Below are 17,055 nucleotides of genomic sequence, written 5' to 3'. Positions count from 1 at the left end.
TTATCTCATTGTTTTTTAAGATATTTTAACTTTATCGGGAAGGTGGCACGCCAATTGATAGGTCTCTGGTACGAACACGACATTGTCGGTGCTAAAAAGCTTCACACCGGCAACCAATGTAGTTAAGCGGTTGTCACCGGATATCTCCGAACTGACACACCCCAACCAAAAGGAAAGGAGTATCGTTATGAATAAACTACTCACGTCACTGACTGTTTCCATGGCACTGCTCGCGGCAGGCCCCGCTCTGGCCCAGCAAAGCCAGCAGAACCCGGAACAGACTGGTCAGGATGGCTACAGCGATCCGGCTTCCGCGGGTTCTCAAAACACTAATTACAACGACGCTGAGCTGAAGCAGTTTGTCGAAGCTCAGAACGGTATCAACGATATTCGTGACGAATACATGGCGAAAATCGAAGACGCCGACTCGCAAGAGAAAGCGCAAGAGCTTCAGATGGAGGCCAACGATGAGATGGTCACCGTGATTGAAGACTCTGGCCTTGATATCCCGACCTACAACGCGATTGCCACCGCTTACAACAGCGAGCCAAAGGTACGCAACCGTGTTGACGCACTGATGTAAACGCTGCCCTGCGATCAGTGTCATTACAAGCCCCGCCCCTGCGGGGCTTTTTTTCGTTCCGCTGTCCCGTCCTGAAATACGTTGTGGTCAGCCACCCCTCCGACTATCTTGTGGTACCTTATTGCAGAAGATGTGACCAGAAAAACGTCATTGGAGACATAGAGATGCCAATTTTTTGCCCGCGGCTGATTCCGCTGCTCGTCCTGACCCTGATCTCATTGGCTGGGTGCTCGGACAATCAGGCAGAGAAACAGCCCAAGGCCGTATCGGTAGAAAATGAGTCTCCGAAATACCCGGTCACCTGGCGCTTTGCCCTTGAGGAAATCGAGGGAAGCGTCCAGCACTCCTACGCCGTCGCCTTTAAAGAGCGCATCGAAAGCCGCTCAGACGGCAATATCGAACTGGACATTTTCCCCTATGGCTCCCTCGGCACCTCTGCGCAACTGACGGAACTGACCCGGGACGGATCTGTTCACCTGGCCTTCGCCTCGCCGGGGCACCTGGCCAATACCGTGCCGGAAGTCGGGGTGTTTACGCTGCACTTTGTGCTGTCTGACGACAACGACGTCAATCGGCGGCTGCTAGTCAGCAATGAACTGTTAGACCTGTTTAGCGGGAGTTATGCCGAACACGACATGAAACTGCTCGGTTTTGTGCCGGAAGGCTGGATGGTATGGACCGCCAACAAACCGCTGCGCACTCCGAAAGACTTTGACGGCTTCCGAATCCGCACCATGACCGCCGACATTTCCGCCGAGGCCTATCGTGCCTACGGTGCCGACCCTCACCCCACGCCCTACTCCCAGGTCTACAGCGATCTGCAGCTCCAGCGCATCGACGGTCAGGCGAACCCGGTATTCGCCATCGAAGAAATGGGGTTTTATGAAGTCCAGAGCACGCTAACCTTCGCACGCCCGGCTCAGTTTGTTGCGTCGGTTGTCTCTAACCACCAGTGGTACCAAGACCTGCCCGATGACCAGAAGCAGTGGCTTGATGAGGCGCTTGCTGATGTGGCCGCCCAAACCTACACCCGGCAGGCGGAGCTTAACGAATCCAGGCTGGCCAAAATTCGCGAAGACAGCAACGTGTCGGTCGTGGAACTGACCCCGGAGCAACGGAAGCGCTTTCGCGAGGCCAGCCTTCCGGTCAGAGAACTCTATGCTGAAGCCGCCGGCAAGCGGGGCCAGCACATACTCGACACCCTTCTAGGCATGATTGAGCGTCTGGAAGATCACGCCGAAACAGAGGGTGAAAACGGCGAAACGTGACTACTCCGGCACCAACCATGAGAGCGAGGCCTTCACGCTCAGGCCATCGCCGCTGGTCCCGGAGACACTCTCCAGCATCTGCGTCAGCCGCTCTCCAAACCCCCAGGGTGGGTTAACAACGAGCATGCCGGAGCCCGTCATTCCCCGTTGTGGTGGCCGCTCAAGGTGGATTTCGCTGCAAAGCACGCCTTTAAGCGGGCCCTGAACGATGGCCTGTTTGAGCGCCTGCTCAAGCGCGGATGTCAGTATCGGATACCAGACCAGAAAAACACCATGGCGGCATTTTTTCCAGGCTCGCGCCAGCGTCTCCGCCACCTGCTCGTACTCTGTTTTCACTTCGTAGGACGGGTCCATCAGCACCATCAGCCTGGGCTGGCGCGGCGGTAACTGACGCAATAACCCACTCAGCCCATCCTCCCGAAACACCTGCACGCTCTTTTTCCCCCTCTTTTGCACATTCCCCTGCCCCGCCCATGACTGCAAATGCTCGCTTTCGGTCGGGTGGAGCTCAAACAACGTCAGTGCATCCTGGTCCCGCTGGAAACGCCGGAACCATTCCGGTGATCCGGGATAGCGGCTCAGGCTGTCGTGGTGACGGTTGAGGCTGGCAAGAACATCCAGCAATGGCTGCCAATCGTCACCGGCGAGGCCAGGGCGCGCCTGCCAGAGCCTGCGGATGCCATCGTCGGCTTCACCGGTTTTCTGTGCCCGATCACTGTCCAGATCATAAAGCGCGCTGCCAGCGTGGGTATCAAAACACGCAATGCCGCTGGGCTTGGCCTGCATCATCCGCAACGCGAGGACCTGGGCTGCGTGTTTCTGGACATCGGCAAAGTTGCCAGCGTGAAATCCGTGAAGATAGCTGAGCATGAATCATCCTGTCGCGGCTCGTCGTGTCCGCGCATTAGGCCCGAAGATCAAACAGGGAGCAAGCTGATGGCTGGGGCCGCGGCAACCACCCTGCTATGATGCGATACGGCCCTGATTACCTGAAGGAGAGACCGTTGTCAGACATGCTCGGTAAGCCTACAGACCAACTCTATGCCCTGATCGCCAACGAAGAGGACGCCCGGGTCTGCAAGGACATCCCCGAAGAAGCCTGTCGCGAAGTGCCTCGCAACTTTTTCCTCATCCTCGCCAGCAACGTACTGACCAAGCTGGGCGATTTGCTGATCAGCCCCAAAACCGTACTTGCCTGGCTGCTCAGTGCAGTGGGTGCGCCGGCGTTGGTTGCCTGGCTGGTGCCGATCCGGGAGTCCGGGTCGATGGTGCCGCAGATGGTGATTGCTGCCTGGGTGCGGCGCAAGCCGGTTCGCAAAGGGTTCTGGATACTCGGCAGCTTCGGCCAGGCCGTCAGCGTGGTCGCCATGGCCGGCAGCATCTGGTTCTACGAAGGCTACGTTGCAGGCGGCGGCCTGATCGCTGCGTTGGTTGCCTTTTCCCTCTCGCGGGGTTTCTGTTCGGTTGCGATGAAAGATGTCCAGGGTAAGTGTATCCCCAAGACCCGCCGCGGCCGGCTCTCGGGGTTGGCCACCACCATCGGAGGAACCGCAACCGTGGTACTGACCGCCTTGCTGTTCTGGGATCGGGGTGACCCTGGAATCGGGTTTTACACCGTGTTGTTGCTTTTGGCTGCCTGTCTCTGGCTGATCGCCGGTGTGCTGTTTGCCTTTATTCAGGAGCACGAGGGCGAAACCGGTGGTGGCGACAGCGCGATGCGACAGGCGTTCTGCAGCCTCTCTCTGCTGCAGAACGATCCCCCTTTCCGACATTTTGTCATCACCCGGGCCTTGTTGCTGTGCTCCGCGCTCGCCTCCCCTTACTTCGTCGTAATGGCGCAGAAAGAGGCAGACAGCGATTGGCTGTTGGGCGCTTTCCTGCTGGCCAGCAGCCTGGCAAGTTCGGTCAGTGCCAGCTTTTGGGGCTGGATGGCAGACGCCTCCAGCCGTCGCGTCATGATTCGCGGAGCGGGAATCGCTAGCTCGGTGTGCCTCGCGGTGGGTTTCATTGCGCTGATGGCTGGAGAGATAACCGGCGGCGTCTGGTTCTATCCCGGTGCTTTTTTTGTGCTGAGCATCGCCCATGCGGGCGTGCGCCTGGGACGTAAAACCTATCTGGTGGATATGGCCGGCGGCAACAAACGCACGGACTACACCGCTGTGAGTAACACCGTCATCGGCGTTCTGCTGCTGGTTACCGGGGGGATTACTGCACTCATTTCCCTGGTGTCAGACATCGCTGTAATCCTGACACTTGGCTTTATGGGACTGGCGGGAACGCTCAGCGCACTGCGTTTGCGTGAAGTGACCACGGATTGACCACAAAAACATTGAACCACGTCACATTAATCATTGCATTAGCCTGGTATATCCGGCACCTTGACGTCATCGTGGCTAGTTGACCGGCTGCGTCGCAAATAAGCAGGTGCCATCCTAAGCATTTGTTCAGATGTCGATTTCTTAAGGATTGAACATGCGAGCAGCTAAGACTTCAAGTTGCCACGCCGAACGGCTCCTCCACACCGCGTTTGGCTGGTATGCACTGACACGGGAGCCGTCCGACCTGGGCCCGTTCCCAAGTTCTGAAGAAGCCACGGTAGCGCTTGAGCGCCATATTCGGGCGTTCCGAGGAGTCACCCGACAGCGCCAGAACAGCGTCCAGGGCATGTCACTTCACGATTCCGCGAGCTGCTCCCGGAACAACTGCGGCCTCTGCGCCGAAGCCCATATTGCCCGCGAATCGCGGATCGCTTCATGAGCGGCGGCGTCACAACCGGCGAACAGAACGAGGCGGAATCTCTGGTCCCTCCCCATCGACGGCTCAGAGTCACCTTCGCGTTGATCGTGTTTATCGGCGGACTGGCCGCACTGCACTGGGTGAGCTTACTCTGAGCAACGCCCCGGCGGCCGAACCACTAGTTTACGGCTGCTTGCCATCATTGAGAGCAAGTGCCCCCTTGACGATTCGGTAGATCAGCCAGATTGAGATACCCAGAAGCACAAACCAGCCGATGATCAGAGGCGTGGTGACGATGCCAATAACGGTCCACAGCAGGCCAATCCAGAAGGTACGGATTTGCCACCGGAAATGCGGCTCGATCCAGGTACCTGCCACGTCATCCATCTTGACGTAATTGATGATCACGCCCACCAGGCCGGTGATCCCGCCCAAAAAGAACGACAGCCCCTGAAGCACGTAAACCACCACCGCCAGGTTGCGGGCAGGGTCCGCCCGGCGCGCTACCGGATCGGCATCGGCGGGAATAAATTCGTGGTCGGCCACAGCATGCTCCTGTCAGAATAATGACCGAAGTCTATCACCGGGACGATGGCCGCGAAATGGCCCGCGAGCTCAGTGGTTATCCGGACGATAGCCAAGCCGGAAACCACCCCAGTGCCTGCCGTTAACATACACCGGCACCGAAAGGTCATGCATGATTTCCCCGGTATCGCGCCGGTACGTCTGCAACAGCATATCGTCGGTGTGGTTTCCGCAGCGGGCACCGGTGCGGTCATTGAATAAACGTTTGCTCCGACTTTTAAACAGGTCTACATCTGGATCGCCGGTGGGCGAATGGGCAAAGTCCCGGTTGTGAGTGGGCACATAGCCGTCAGGGGCAGTGGCGATGGCAAAGACCACCGCATCGTGGTAATCCTTCACGGGCTCCTGAACCGTCGGCAGGTATTGATCCGTAAACCGATCAAACGAACTGGCGTATTTCTGGGGCTGCGTATTGGCAATGGGCACCCGGCCTTTGTCGAACAGTGCACTCTCAGTAACTTTGCCATCACGGATAGCGTCTTCAAACAGCTGCCCCAAGCGGTCGGAACCTTCTTTGGCCTGCAGATAGAAGTGTCGGTGGTAACTGGCGCTGCTGTTCAGGGCAAAGGCGGCGTTTGCGTTCTCTGCCAGCTCCATCAGCGTGCCCGCCTGTTCCGCCAGCGACACCACGCTGCGGTCACTTTCAGAGATCTGATCACGGACAACTTCAAGCGCTGCAAACACCCGCTCAAGACTCTGTTCGTTGCTCTGGTCACTTTCGGCAATCTGGGCGACCTGCTGCTGCAAACGGTCGGACTGGTCACGAATCTGATCCAGCTGCCCTCCAACACTCTCGACGGAAGTCAGACCTTCTTCAACGCTGCGGGCGAGGCCCTCAATCCGCGAGACAATCAACGTCGTGTCAGAGCGGATTTCCTGCAGGGTTTCCGCCACTTCGCCCGTGGCCTGAGCGGTGCGCCCTGCCAGTTGTCGGACTTCGTCCGCCACCACCGCAAACCCGCGCCCCTGCTCTCCAGCCCGCGCGGCTTCAATAGCCGCATTCAGCGCCAGCAAGTTGGTCTGTTCGGCAATGCCCTGGATGGTTGAGGTTACACCCTGAATGCGGTTGGATTTCTCGTTCAGTTCCTGGATCAGCCGCAGGTTCTCACCGGATTGCTGATGAACCACACGCACACTTTCGATGGCACCCATTAGTGCCTGCCGGCCCTCTGCGCTGATTTGGCTGGCCTGCTGAGCCATGGTGGCGGCATCGGTGGCCTGTCGTGAGGACTCGCGAACCGTTTCAGTGATTTGCCCGGTGTATTCGGCCATGTGGGTGGTTTCTTTCACCTGGCGATCGAGGCGCAGCTTGAGCTGGTCCGCCGCGAACGACACCTGGGCGGCCGATATGGCATTTTTATCCGCACTGCCCGAGAGAGTTCCCACCAGAGCCCGCCCGGCGCGCGCATCGGCGATAAGGCGTTCACAGCGCCCGTGCAAAGGGCCGGTCTCTGGCAACTGGCCGTCGTCAAGTGCCTTCAGCCCTCGTTCCACCGGCTCCAGAACACGAAGCACCAGGTACCCCGATGCCGTCACCAAACCGAGGACCACACCGATCAGTACCGATGCGATTTCCAGCCCTATCATCGGTGCCGCCACGGCTGCGCCAACGGCAACACCCAGAGCAACCACTCCCCCCACAACAAGCACAGGACGTTCGACCAAGCCCATGGAAACCTCATTTTTATCGTTATTAATGAATACAGCATGCCATTGAAGGCCTTGAGCAAGAGTAAAGAATTGATACAAATTTATAACTGAGACTTTAGTGGGTTCTACCACGCACTATTCATAGTCATCGGCCAGCGGAGTGAAACCTTTTATGAATTTCGTGAGCACGGGTAGCAAAGAGGGAGTCAGGGCACAGGGCAGGCATAAAAAAAGCCGGCCACCCCAAAAGGGTGGCCGGCTTTTTCTGTGAAGATAACGGCTTACTTGTCGTCTTCAGTCGCTTCTTCGTAGCCTTCTTCCATGGAATCACCGGCTTCGTCAGCCGCGTCGCCCATTTCATCGCCGGCCTCTTCAGCGCCTTCTTCGATGGAATCGCCTGCATCATCCGCCATTTCCGCGGCGTTGTCAGCGGCTTCCTCAAAGTCGGCACCTTCGTCTTCCTGACTGCAGGCCGCAAGGCCCAGTGTCATCAGCAGAGCCAATGCACTCAACGTTAGCTTGTTCATACCATGTCCTTTCGTTGGCAAATGTATACAACGGAGACAAGTGTAGGGCGGTCATCCGGTGCACGCAATTACTGAGGCATTACCCTTTTGTTAGCTATGACAGCAGGTTAGCTATATTTGATCGGCAATCAACCAATGCCACCCGACACTTCCACGCCGTCGAGCGTCACGATGTGATCCAGTCTTAGCAAATGGCCGCGCCCAATCAGAACAAATTCACGCCCTGCCCGGTTAAACAGGTCACGGATAACGTCATGAACGATTCGCACCTGGCCCGCATCGTCCCGATAAACGATTTCAAGCAATTGCGCAGAGAACAGGTATTCCCGGAGCAGCTGCTGCACCGACCAGTGAATAGGATCCGCCGCAGCGGAAGGGTTCTCGGTGGCCATGGCTGATTCGTCCTCGTGGGTCGCGACCTATGAACTGGAGTCTGGTTCAGAATGCTCTAACCCGCCAGTTTCGAATGTAACCGATCCATGCCGGCCCAAAGTGACCAACATCTAAATCAACTGTTGAATTGTAATATTGTCCGACATAAAGTGTGATTACATCCTGAGAACTGGAGCCCAACAATGAACACAACAACCCGCGACAGACTGGACAGCCAAACCCTGACAGCGGCCCTGAATGACGACGACCAGAGCAAAAAGCCAAGTGCGTCCAAAGCCGGAAAAGACTGGAAAGACCCAAAGCGCTACCTCTGGCTGATGGGGCCGGCACTGCCCGGCATTGGCCTTGCAGCCCTCGCCGGCTACGCGATTGCCCCCAAAAAACTGCGCTCGCTGGCCTGGACCGGCCCGGCTCTGGTCCACGGGATCATTCCCGCCCTGGACCGCGCCATCGGCGAAGATCAGAGCAACCCTCCCGAATCCGCGGTTAAAACGTTGGAGCAGGACAAGTATTACGACCGAATCGTGAAGGCCTTTATCCCCTCCCAGTACGCCATGACCTTTATGGGTGCCTGGTTGGCCAGCCGCAAAAGCACGCCGCTGTCGGACAAGATCGGCATCACCCTGACGGTTGGCGCTATCAACGGTGTCGGCATCAATACCGCCCATGAGCTGGGTCACAAGTCCAACAAGTCGAACAAACTGATGGCGATGGCTGCCCTCGCGCCCACGGGCTACACCCACTTCGTGGTGGAACACAATTTCGGTCATCACAAGCGAGTGGCGACGCCAGAAGATCCGGCCAGCAGCCGTATGGGCGAAAGTTTCTGGAAATTCCTGCCGCGCACGGTAATGGGCGGTATCAAGTCTTCCATAGAAATTGAAAAGGCCAGGTTGGCTCGCAAAGGTAAGGGCTTCTGGACACTGGATAATGAGTTACTCCAGGGCTGGGCCATGAGCGCCGGCTTCTTTGGTGCCACTACTCTGGTTTGCGGCCCAAGGGCGGTCCCTTTCCTGGCAGCCCAGGCAGTCTATGGAGCCAGTCTGTTGGAGACGGTGAACTACGTCGAGCACTACGGCCTGCTGCGTCAGAAGGACAGCAAGGGCAGGTATGTGCGCACCCAACCTGAACACAGCTGGAACAGCAATCACATTGTGACCAACCTGTTCCTGTATCAGTTGCAGCGCCATTCAGACCACCACGCGCACCCGCAGCGCAGCTTCCAGGCGCTGAGACATTTTGAGCATGCGCCGCAGTTGCCGGGCGGCTATGCCTCGATGCTGTTGCCTGCGTATTTACCGTCCTGGTGGTACGAGATGATGGACAAGCGGGTTATCGATCATTACGAGGGCGATATGAGCAAAATCAACTGGGACCCGGACCGTAGGGAAGAGCTGATGGCCAGGTACGCGGATTATGCGACGGCAGTGGCGACTGAGGCCAAAGCGCGGAGGGAATCTTCTTCTGAAGAGGCCGCCTAAGCGATTTCCAACTTGGGAGTCTGCGGTCAACTGGTCCCTTCTCCCGGGACACGCCGTGAATACGTCCCTGTAGGCTTGGCTGCAGCATCCCTGCTGCAGACAGTCCCGGGAGAAGGGACCAGTAGCCCGCCGTCCAGCCTGGGTGGTACTCGTACATACTCAGACACAAGGTGGCAGCGGATCATCATGACTTCGGGCGCGCTCGGCCGGGAAGACCTTCAGGGACCGTCTGTGGCCAGGGATGGCCACAGCCGAGCCTACAGGGACGTACTCGTGGCGTGTCCCTGAAGGTCTTCCCGGTCGAGTGTGCTTACACCAGATTTAGAACCACTCGGACTTCATGTTCAGGCAGGTATCGTCCTGGTTCCGCAACAGCACCAGGTCCTGGGCCACCGTCGGCAACTCCCAGTGGAAGAAATACTGCGCCGCCTGAAGCTTGCCCTGATAGAAATTGCGCTCATCATCCGTATTCGCTGAAGCCAGCGCATTCGCTGCGGCGTTGGCCTGGCGGAGCCACATCCAGGCGACGATGATGTGCCCGAACAGATGCAGATAGCAGCTGGCATTGGCCAGGGTCTTGTCCACTTCGCCATCCACCAGGGATTTACCCAGGCTCTGGGTGACTTTCACCGCCTGCTGCAGAGTTTCACTGAGCGACAGCGCCCACTGCTGACAGCGGTCGGTGGTGGCCGCCTGTAGATCCACCTGCATTTCCTGCATCAGCAATTGCAGACCGTGGCTCTGGTCCTGCCAGATTTTGCGGCCCAGAAGATCCAGAGCCTGGATACCGTTGGTGCCTTCGTGAATCGGGTTGAGGCGGTTATCGCGCCAGCACTGCTCTACCGGATACTCACGGGTATAGCCGGCACCGCCGTAGACCTGAATCGCCAGATCGTTGGCCTTGGGGCCGTACTCCGAAGGCCAGGCTTTAATCACCGGGGTGAGCAGGTCCAGTAATTTGCCCGCCTCTACACGCTTCTGTTCGTCCGGATGAGTGTGCTGATCGTCCATCAAGCGCGCGCCGTACAGGCACAGCGCCAGGCCGCCCTCGCTGTAGGTTTTCTGGGCCAGCAGCATACGGCGCACATCGGCGTGGTCAATGATTGGCACCTGGGGAGATTCGGGGTTTTTCTCGCTGGCTTTGCGGCCCTGCAGGCGGTCTTTGGCGTATTCCAGGCTGTGCATATAGCCACGGTAGCCAATCACCGCGGCACCGAAGCCAACGCCTACCCGCGCTTCGTTCATCATCTGGAACATGTACTTCAGGCCCTGGTGGGGTTCGCCAACCAGGTAGCCGTGGCAGGGGGCGTCGTCACCAAAGCTCAGAGCGGTGGAGGTGGTGCCTCTGTAGCCCAGTTTGTGGATCAGTCCCGCCAGGTTAACGCCATTGCGTTCCGCAGGGTTGCCGTCCTCGTCCACCAGAAATTTTGGCACGATGAACAGGGAGATGCCTTTGACGCCAGCCGGCGCGCCTTTGATCTTGGCCAGCACCATGTGAACGATGTTGTCGGTGATGGACTGTTCGCCACCTGAAATATAGATCTTCGCGCCTTTGATCAGGTAATGGTCGTCATCGGTGGGCGATGCTGAGGTGCGGATGTCCGCCAGGGACGAGCCGGCGTGGGGCTCGGTGAGCGCCATGGTTCCGGTATATCGACCACTGAGCATGTGCGGCAGGAAGGTGGTTTGCTGCTGTTCGCTGCCGAACACGCGGATGAGGTTGGCGGCGGCGGTGGTCAGGAACGGGTAGCCTGCGGTGCCGGGGTTGGCGGCGGTGAAAAACCCGTTGCAGGCGGCCATGACCGATTCCGGCAGTTGCATGCCGCCGAGATCGTAGTCATATCGGCCAGCGATGAACCCTGCTTCGGCGTAGGCATCAAACGCTTCTTTGACCTGGGGCAACATCTCGACCTGGCCGTTGACGAATTTGGGTTCGTCTTTGTCGGCGGCGCTGTTGTGGGTGGCGAACTTTTCCCGGGCGATTTTATCGGCGGTTTCGATGACGGCATCGAAGGTGTCACGGTTGTGTTCGCTGAAGCGCTCGCGGGTGGTGAGGCTGTCGGTGTCGAGGACTTCGTAGAGCTGGAACGCCAGGTCGCGGCGGTCGATCAGGGTGTCGGTCATTCTGGGTCTCCTGTTTGTTGTCGATAGCCTCTCACACCTTGTTTTTTCGGGGAACCGGCATTTATGACATAATCTTGGTTAATCTCGCCTCTTTGATATCAAGCGCTTACTTTTCTGGTGCTCGGCTCCCGGGCACCAGCGGACTGTTTCTGTTATTGGATTTGATAGAACGATACGCCGGGGCGCAGGTGGCGCGGGTTATGCATCGCTTACCTTTGAAGGCCATCAGATGGCCGGCAACGTAAAGAATACCGACACCGGTGTAAAAGTGGGGAGGGTCGCCATGAACGCACCAATCAGGCAAAGCCAGGCAGACATCCTGAGCAAGCTGTACGACATGAAACAGAAGCAGATAGCGCTTGCCTCACAGCAGGGAAATCCGTTTCGCTGTCAGGTACTTGAGGCAGAAGCGGAGGCTATTTTCAATGCTCTGAAATCCGTCCGCTGACAGACTGACTCCGTATTCAGGAGCGGCTGTATTTTTTCAGGCGACGGCTCCAGCGCTGCTTCGCGTAACGGCGAAGGTTGGAGACATTATCGGTTTCGTCCATGCTTTCGGTGCCCAAAAGTGTCTCCAGTATGCCCTCCAGCGTCACTATTCCCAGCCAGCGACTGACTTCGCAAAAACCCTTGTATCAGAGCCCGGCCGCAACTTCGGTACCCTGGCGGATTGCCCGCTTGGCATCCAGCTCTTCCGCCACATCCGCGCCACCGATCAGGTGAGCCCGGATACCGGACTCCGCCAACTGGTCGTACAACGCCCGCAACGGTTCCTGGCCGGCACAGACAACCACGTTATCAACCTGCAGCACTCTGCTCTCCTTGAGCTTGCCGTCTTTGTCACGGACGGATATGTGCAGGCCTTCATCATCAATACGCTCGTAACTGCAGCCACGCACCATGTCGACGTCGCGGTGTTTGAGGCTGTTGCGATGCACCCAGCCGGTTGTTTTACCCAGGCCACCGCCGACTTTGCCGGTTTTACGCTGCATCAGGTAAATTTTACGCGGGGACGAGGTCGCTTTACGCTCCGCCAGCCCACCAGGGCCCTCAAACCCGGGGTGAACGCCCCACTCTGCCTGCCAGTCGGCGACACTCACCTGCTCGCCTTCTGGCTGATGGCTGACATCGTGAGTCAAAAACTCACTGACGTCGAAGCCGATACCGCCCGCGCCAATGACCGCCACGCGTTGACCCACCGCTTTGTTATGGCGGAGCACATCAAGGTAACCCAGCACCTTGGGATGGTCGATCCCATCAATCTGTGGCGTGCGTGGTTTAACGCCGGTGGCGATAATGACATCGTCAAACCCCAGCTCGGCCAAATTCGCCGCCTCGATGCGCGTGTTGAGTTTCAGGTCAACCTCCAACAACTCGATCTGGCGCTGGAAATAACGCAGGGTTTCGAAGAACTCTTCCTTGCCGGGAATACGCTTGGCGTAGTTGAACTGGCCGCCGATTTTATCGTCGGCTTCGAACAGGGTCACTTTGTGGCCGCGTTTTGCCGCCGTGGTGGCAGCGGCCAGCCCTGCAGGCCCGGCACCCACAACCGCGACCCGCCGCACCACAGGCGCAACGGTTAACACCAGTTCGGTTTCATGGCAGGCTCTGGGGTTCACCAGACAGGATGCCCGTTTGGCCTTGAATACGTGATCCAGGCAGGCCTGATTGCAGGCGATGCAGGTATTGATTTCATCGGCCCGGCCCTGTTCAGCCTTGCGTACAAACTCACTGTCCGCCAGCAACGGCCGGGCCATGGAGACCATATCGGCCTTACCACTGGCGAGGATCTCTTCCCCTTTTTCCGGGGTGTTGATCCGGTTGGTGGTGCACACTGGAATATCCACTTCGCCATAAAACTTGGCGGTGACGTCGGCAAAGCCACCACGAGGCACAGACGTCACAATGGTGGGCACTCGGGCTTCGTGCCAGCCAATACCGGTATTGATAATGGTGGCTCCGGCCTTCTCGATGGCCTTGCCGAGGGTGACGACCTGATCCCAGGTCTGACCACCTTCCACCAGATCCAGCATCGACAGGCGGTAAATAATGATGAATTCAGGCCCTACCGCTTCCCGCATTCGACGCACGATTTCGACCGGCAAGCGCATGCGGTTTTCGAACGGACCACCCCACTTGTCAGTACGCTTGTTGGTGCGTTCGCACAGGAACTGATTGATGAAATACCCTTCGGAGCCCATCACCTCAACACCGTCATAACCGGCGAATTTCGCCAGTTTTGCGGCATCGACAAAATCGTTGATCTGCCGTTCCACTCCTTTCGTAGATAAAGCCCGAGCCTTGAAGGGGCTAATGGGAGCTTTGGTCGCGGAAGCAGAGACTATAAGCGGCTGATAGCCGTAACGGCCGGCGTGCAGCAGCTGCATACAGATTTTGCCACCGGCCTCGTGCACGGCCCCGGTGACATGGCGGTGCAACAGCGCCGTCGCGCGGTTGTTCATGGTAGACGAAAGCGGTGCTAGCTGGCCGACCAGGTTGGGTGAGTAGCCACCAGTCACCATAAGCCCGACGCCGCCCTCTGCCCTTTCGGCAAAATAGCGGGCGAATTTGTGCAGGTTCCAGAACCGGTCCTCAAGGCCGGTATGCATGGAGCCCATCAACACCCTGTTTTTGAGCTCTGTGTAGCCGAGATCAAGGGGTTTCAACAGGTTAGGATAAGTCGCTGTCATGATTTGGCACACCTGGGCTGGGGTTGAAAGGCTCATTAATCGCAACGCTGATGTTAGCACAGCCGCCTGCGACTAAGGTATGAGCCGGGAATCGGCGTAGTCTGCAGTGAATGGCCTTGCGGCACCCGTGAGTAGTCGGTTTACCTTGCCTTTAGGTTATGTGTCAGATAGTCTCTCAGGCACAAAACGAGGGCTCAATAATAGATTATAACTATTAACCAGCATCCCGCACCCTCGCGGTTCTAAATCGCCCCGGTGCCCGAACGGAGTTATTTCGCGCCATGCTACTGGCTGTTTTGTCAGGCTTTCTCCTCGCCATCGCTGCTCCCTTGCTGCACAAAGTTGCTGGCCGATTTATCGGATGGCTGCTGGCCGCGCTGCCCGCCAGCCTGTTCGTATTCTTCTGCAGCTTTCTTCCCGATGTTCAGGATGGCCCCCTGCTGCTGGAATACCAGTGGATGCCAGGGCTGGATATTTCGCTGAATTTCCTGGTGGATGGCCTGTCTCTGGTCTTCGCGCTGCTTATCAGTGGCATCGGTACCTTTATACTGATATACGCGGGTGCCTACATGTCGGGGCACAAGTCCCTCGCCCGCTTCTACGTCATCATGCTGTCCTTCATGGCTTCCATGTTGGGGCTGGTGCTTTCCGACAACCTGATTACTCTGTTCGTGTTCTGGGAGCTGACCAGCATCACCTCGTACATGCTGATTGGCTTCAATCACGAAGACATGGAAGCCCGAAAGTGCGCCCTGCAAGGCCTGTTCGTGACCGCAGCGGGTGGCCTGGCACTGATGGCTGGCCTGATCCTTCTGGCTATCATGGGCGGCACCTACTCACTGACTGAGTTGCTGGCCTCCGATCAGCCCATGCATCAGCATGCATTCTATGTCGGTGCCGTGCTTTGCGTGCTGGCCGGCACGTTCACCAAATCGGCGCAGGTTCCGTTCCATTTCTGGCTTCCCAACGCGATGGCTGCACCCACACCGGTTTCGGCGTTCCTCCATTCGGCGACGATGGTCAAAGCCGGGGTTTACCTGATGGCGCGTTTGAACCCATCACTCGGTGAAGGTGAACTCTGGAGCCAGATGCTGATGGGTTTTGGCGCTGCCACTATGCTGACCGGTGCCTACTTGGCGTTCAGCAGTACCGGCATTAAAAAGGTACTGGCCTACTCCACCGTTATGGCCCTCGGCACACTGACCATGCTCATTGGCGTCGGAACCGAGTTGGCGATGACGGCATTCATTTGCTTCCTGGTCGCCCACTCACTGTATAAAGGCGCACTGTTCATGTTGGCAGGTGCGCTCGACCATGAAACCGGCACTAAAGATATCACCAGGATGAGTGGGCTGCGCCGTTCCATGCCAGTGGCGGCAGTTATCGCTGCTGGCGCTGCGCTGTCGCTGGCCGGCCTGCCGCCGCTATTCGGTTTCATCGCCAAGGAGTTGATGCTCGAATCGCTGCTCGACGCACCGTTGTGGAGCATGGCTCTGATCATTCTGACCGTCGTTTCCGCGATGCTGATCGTCGGCGTTGCCGGGCTGGTTGCCATCAAACCCTTTTTCGGCAAGTCAGGTAATACTCCGAAAGTCCCTCATGAGGCACCGTTCGGCATGCTGATAGGGCCGGCGGTGCTTACTCTGTTTGCCCTGGTTTTCGGCCTTGCTCCGTTTCTACCAGAAGCGTTCCTGCTTAAAGCAGCGGTGGCGTCAGCATACGGTGCGCCTGTGGAATTTCATCTCGCCCTCTGGCATGGCATTAACCAGCCCCTGGTACTCTCCATGGTCAGCCTCGTGGCAGGACTCCTGCTATTCAAAGCATGGACACGACTTCAACCGACGCTGCACGCCGTCAACAGTGCGGGCAGCCGATTCGGCCCCGAAGCAGGCTATTTCAAGATCATGGAGTGGATTACCGTTGTTTCTGGCTGGCAAACGCGGCTTCTTCAGAACGGAGTACTTGGCATTTACATGCTGGTGTTAGTAGCCATCACCTTTGGTCTGGCAGGCTACACCATGATTAATCACTACGGTGTTCAGTTCACCCTGAACCTGGCTGACAGCCATTTTTATGAGTGGGGCATTGCCTTGTTGCTGGTCGCGTCAGCCGCATTCGCCAGCGCGACACATTCCCGATTGGGCTCAGTCGCCTCAATGGGCGTACTCGGTTATGCCGTTGCCCTGACCTTCATCCTGTTCAGCGCGCCAGATCTGGGCATCACCCAGCTTTTAGTGGAAACCCTGACCGTTATCCTGCTGGTGCTCGTGCTTTTCAAGCTGCCGGAATTCGTAAACCTATCCACCCCGTTCCAACGTTTTCGGGACCTGGCTGTGGCGGTGCTTGCCGGCGTGACCATTACCGTCATGATGTTGGCCGTGCTGGACATTCAGTACTTCGATACCATTTCGAGCTATTACGTTGAAAACAGCGCGCCTCTGGGCTTTGGCCGCAATATCGTTAACGTGATACTGGTCGATTTCAGGGCCCTCGACACACTGGGCGAAATCTTCGTGCTCTCGCTCGCTGCCATAGGGGTGTTCTCCATGTTGAAACTCAAAGCGGAGGATCAGCACAAGCCATGAAATCCAACACCCTGATCCTGCACACAGCCGCGCTGCTGATCATGCCACTTCAGCTCATGTTCTCGGTTTTTCTACTCTTTCGCGGACATGACGAGCCCGGGGGTGGGTTTATCGGGGGCCTGGTCGCCTCTGGCGCATTCGTGCTCTACGCCTTTGCGTTTGGTGCTGAAGCCACCCGGCACCTGCTGAGAGTTGGCCCCAGAGATCTGCTTGCTGCTGGCCTGCTCCTGGGGCTGGCCTCCACCTTACCAGCCCTGCTTTCCGGGCAACCCATGTTGACCGCGCACTGGTGGGAACTTCCATTGCCTGGTGACAGCTACATCAAGCTGTCGACGCCACTGGTATTCGATATCGGCGTCTACTTTGCCGTGCTTGGCACCATCATGACCTTTGTTATCGGCCTGATGGAATCAGAAGAATCATGATTCGGAGC

At 57.6% G+C, this 17,055-nt stretch carries 16 protein-coding genes; 9 read left to right on the top strand and 7 right to left on the bottom strand.

The features are described 5' to 3' along the window. Positions 1 to 187 precede the first annotated feature (187 nt). Both WD429_RS00270 and dctP read left to right on the top strand, forming a co-directional pair. Entirely contained in the window at positions 188 to 583 is a 396-nt protein-coding gene (locus WD429_RS00270; RefSeq protein ID WP_368420159.1) for a DUF4168 domain-containing protein, read from the top strand. Between the two features lie 164 nt (positions 584 to 747). Beyond that, positions 748 to 1,851 (top strand): TRAP transporter substrate-binding protein DctP, encoded by a 1,104-nt coding sequence (gene dctP, locus WD429_RS00265; protein ID WP_368420158.1) that lies wholly within the window; start codon positions 748 to 750, stop codon positions 1,849 to 1,851. On the opposite strand, the gene WD429_RS00260 is transcribed toward dctP, so the two are convergent. Continuing rightward, on the bottom strand, positions 1,852 to 2,721 hold the full coding sequence (locus WD429_RS00260; protein ID WP_368420157.1) for a 23S rRNA (adenine(2030)-N(6))-methyltransferase RlmJ: 870 nt from the start codon (positions 2,719 to 2,721) through the stop codon (positions 1,852 to 1,854). It lies immediately after the preceding gene. Positions 2,722 to 2,864: 143 nt separating this feature from the next. On the opposite strand from WD429_RS00260, the gene WD429_RS00255 reads away from it, so the two are divergent. From WD429_RS00255 to WD429_RS00245, 3 genes are all read left to right on the top strand, one after another. Then, positions 2,865 to 4,169: an MFS transporter gene (locus tag WD429_RS00255; RefSeq protein ID WP_368420182.1), complete on the top strand. Its 1,305-nt coding sequence runs from the start codon at positions 2,865 to 2,867 to the stop codon at positions 4,167 to 4,169. Between the two features lie 154 nt (positions 4,170 to 4,323). After that, positions 4,324 to 4,608, top strand: a complete 285-nt coding sequence (locus tag WD429_RS00250; protein ID WP_368420156.1) for a hypothetical protein — start codon at positions 4,324 to 4,326, stop codon at positions 4,606 to 4,608. Further along, complete coding sequence (locus tag WD429_RS00245; RefSeq protein ID WP_368420155.1) at positions 4,605 to 4,742, top strand: hypothetical protein; 138 nt, start codon at positions 4,605 to 4,607, stop codon at positions 4,740 to 4,742. The genes WD429_RS00250 and WD429_RS00245 overlap by 4 nt, the downstream gene beginning before the upstream one ends. Before the next feature lie 28 nt (positions 4,743 to 4,770). Here WD429_RS00245 and WD429_RS00240 read toward each other — a convergent pair whose 3' ends face one another. The 4 genes from WD429_RS00240 to WD429_RS00225 all read right to left on the bottom strand — a co-directional run bounded on the left by WD429_RS00240 (position 4,771) and on the right by WD429_RS00225 (position 7,741). Continuing rightward, the gene (locus tag WD429_RS00240; protein WP_368420154.1) at positions 4,771 to 5,133 is read right to left on the bottom strand and encodes a DUF4870 family protein; all 363 of its coding nucleotides are present in this window, start codon (positions 5,131 to 5,133) and stop codon (positions 4,771 to 4,773) included. Positions 5,134 to 5,202: 69 nt separating this feature from the next. After that, entirely contained in the window at positions 5,203 to 6,843 is a 1,641-nt protein-coding gene (locus WD429_RS00235) for a methyl-accepting chemotaxis protein (RefSeq protein WP_368420153.1), read from the bottom strand. Positions 6,844 to 7,103: 260 nt separating this feature from the next. Further along, a complete protein-coding gene (locus WD429_RS00230; RefSeq protein ID WP_368420152.1) occupies positions 7,104 to 7,349 on the bottom strand; it encodes a hypothetical protein in 246 nt (81 codons plus the stop codon). A gap of 128 nt (positions 7,350 to 7,477) precedes the next feature. After that, positions 7,478 to 7,741 (bottom strand): hypothetical protein, encoded by a 264-nt coding sequence (locus tag WD429_RS00225; protein ID WP_368420151.1) that lies wholly within the window; start codon positions 7,739 to 7,741, stop codon positions 7,478 to 7,480. Positions 7,742 to 7,924: 183 nt separating this feature from the next. On the opposite strand from WD429_RS00225, the gene WD429_RS00220 reads away from it, so the two are divergent. Further along, positions 7,925 to 9,223, top strand: a complete 1,299-nt coding sequence (locus WD429_RS00220) for an alkane 1-monooxygenase (protein ID WP_368420150.1) — start codon at positions 7,925 to 7,927, stop codon at positions 9,221 to 9,223. A gap of 321 nt (positions 9,224 to 9,544) precedes the next feature. Here WD429_RS00220 and WD429_RS00215 read toward each other — a convergent pair whose 3' ends face one another. Next, on the bottom strand, positions 9,545 to 11,347 hold the full coding sequence (locus tag WD429_RS00215) for an acyl-CoA dehydrogenase (RefSeq protein WP_368420149.1): 1,803 nt from the start codon (positions 11,345 to 11,347) through the stop codon (positions 9,545 to 9,547). Positions 11,348 to 11,630: 283 nt separating this feature from the next. On the opposite strand from WD429_RS00215, the gene WD429_RS00210 reads away from it, so the two are divergent. Beyond that, positions 11,631 to 11,795, top strand: a complete 165-nt coding sequence (locus WD429_RS00210) for a hypothetical protein (RefSeq protein ID WP_368420148.1) — start codon at positions 11,631 to 11,633, stop codon at positions 11,793 to 11,795. A gap of 187 nt (positions 11,796 to 11,982) precedes the next feature. Here WD429_RS00210 and WD429_RS00205 read toward each other — a convergent pair whose 3' ends face one another. Continuing rightward, entirely contained in the window at positions 11,983 to 14,037 is a 2,055-nt protein-coding gene (locus WD429_RS00205; protein ID WP_368420147.1) for an FAD-dependent oxidoreductase, read from the bottom strand. Positions 14,038 to 14,318: 281 nt separating this feature from the next. Here WD429_RS00205 and WD429_RS00200 point away from each other — a divergent pair, with 281 nt between their 5' ends. Both WD429_RS00200 and WD429_RS00195 read left to right on the top strand, forming a co-directional pair. Then, a complete protein-coding gene (locus WD429_RS00200) occupies positions 14,319 to 16,622 on the top strand; it encodes a putative monovalent cation/H+ antiporter subunit A (RefSeq protein WP_368420146.1) in 2,304 nt (767 codons plus the stop codon). After that, entirely contained in the window at positions 16,619 to 17,047 is a 429-nt protein-coding gene (locus tag WD429_RS00195; RefSeq protein WP_368420145.1) for a Na+/H+ antiporter subunit B, read from the top strand. Before WD429_RS00200 ends, WD429_RS00195 begins: the two co-directional genes overlap by 4 nt. Positions 17,048 to 17,055 lie beyond the last annotated feature (8 nt).

Source organism: Marinobacter sp. (assembly GCF_040904845.1).
Taxonomy (GTDB): Bacteria; Pseudomonadota; Gammaproteobacteria; order Pseudomonadales; family Oleiphilaceae; genus Marinobacter.
The sequence above is the reverse complement of the archived record's forward strand: the minus strand, read 5'-3'. Positions and strand labels throughout refer to the sequence as shown.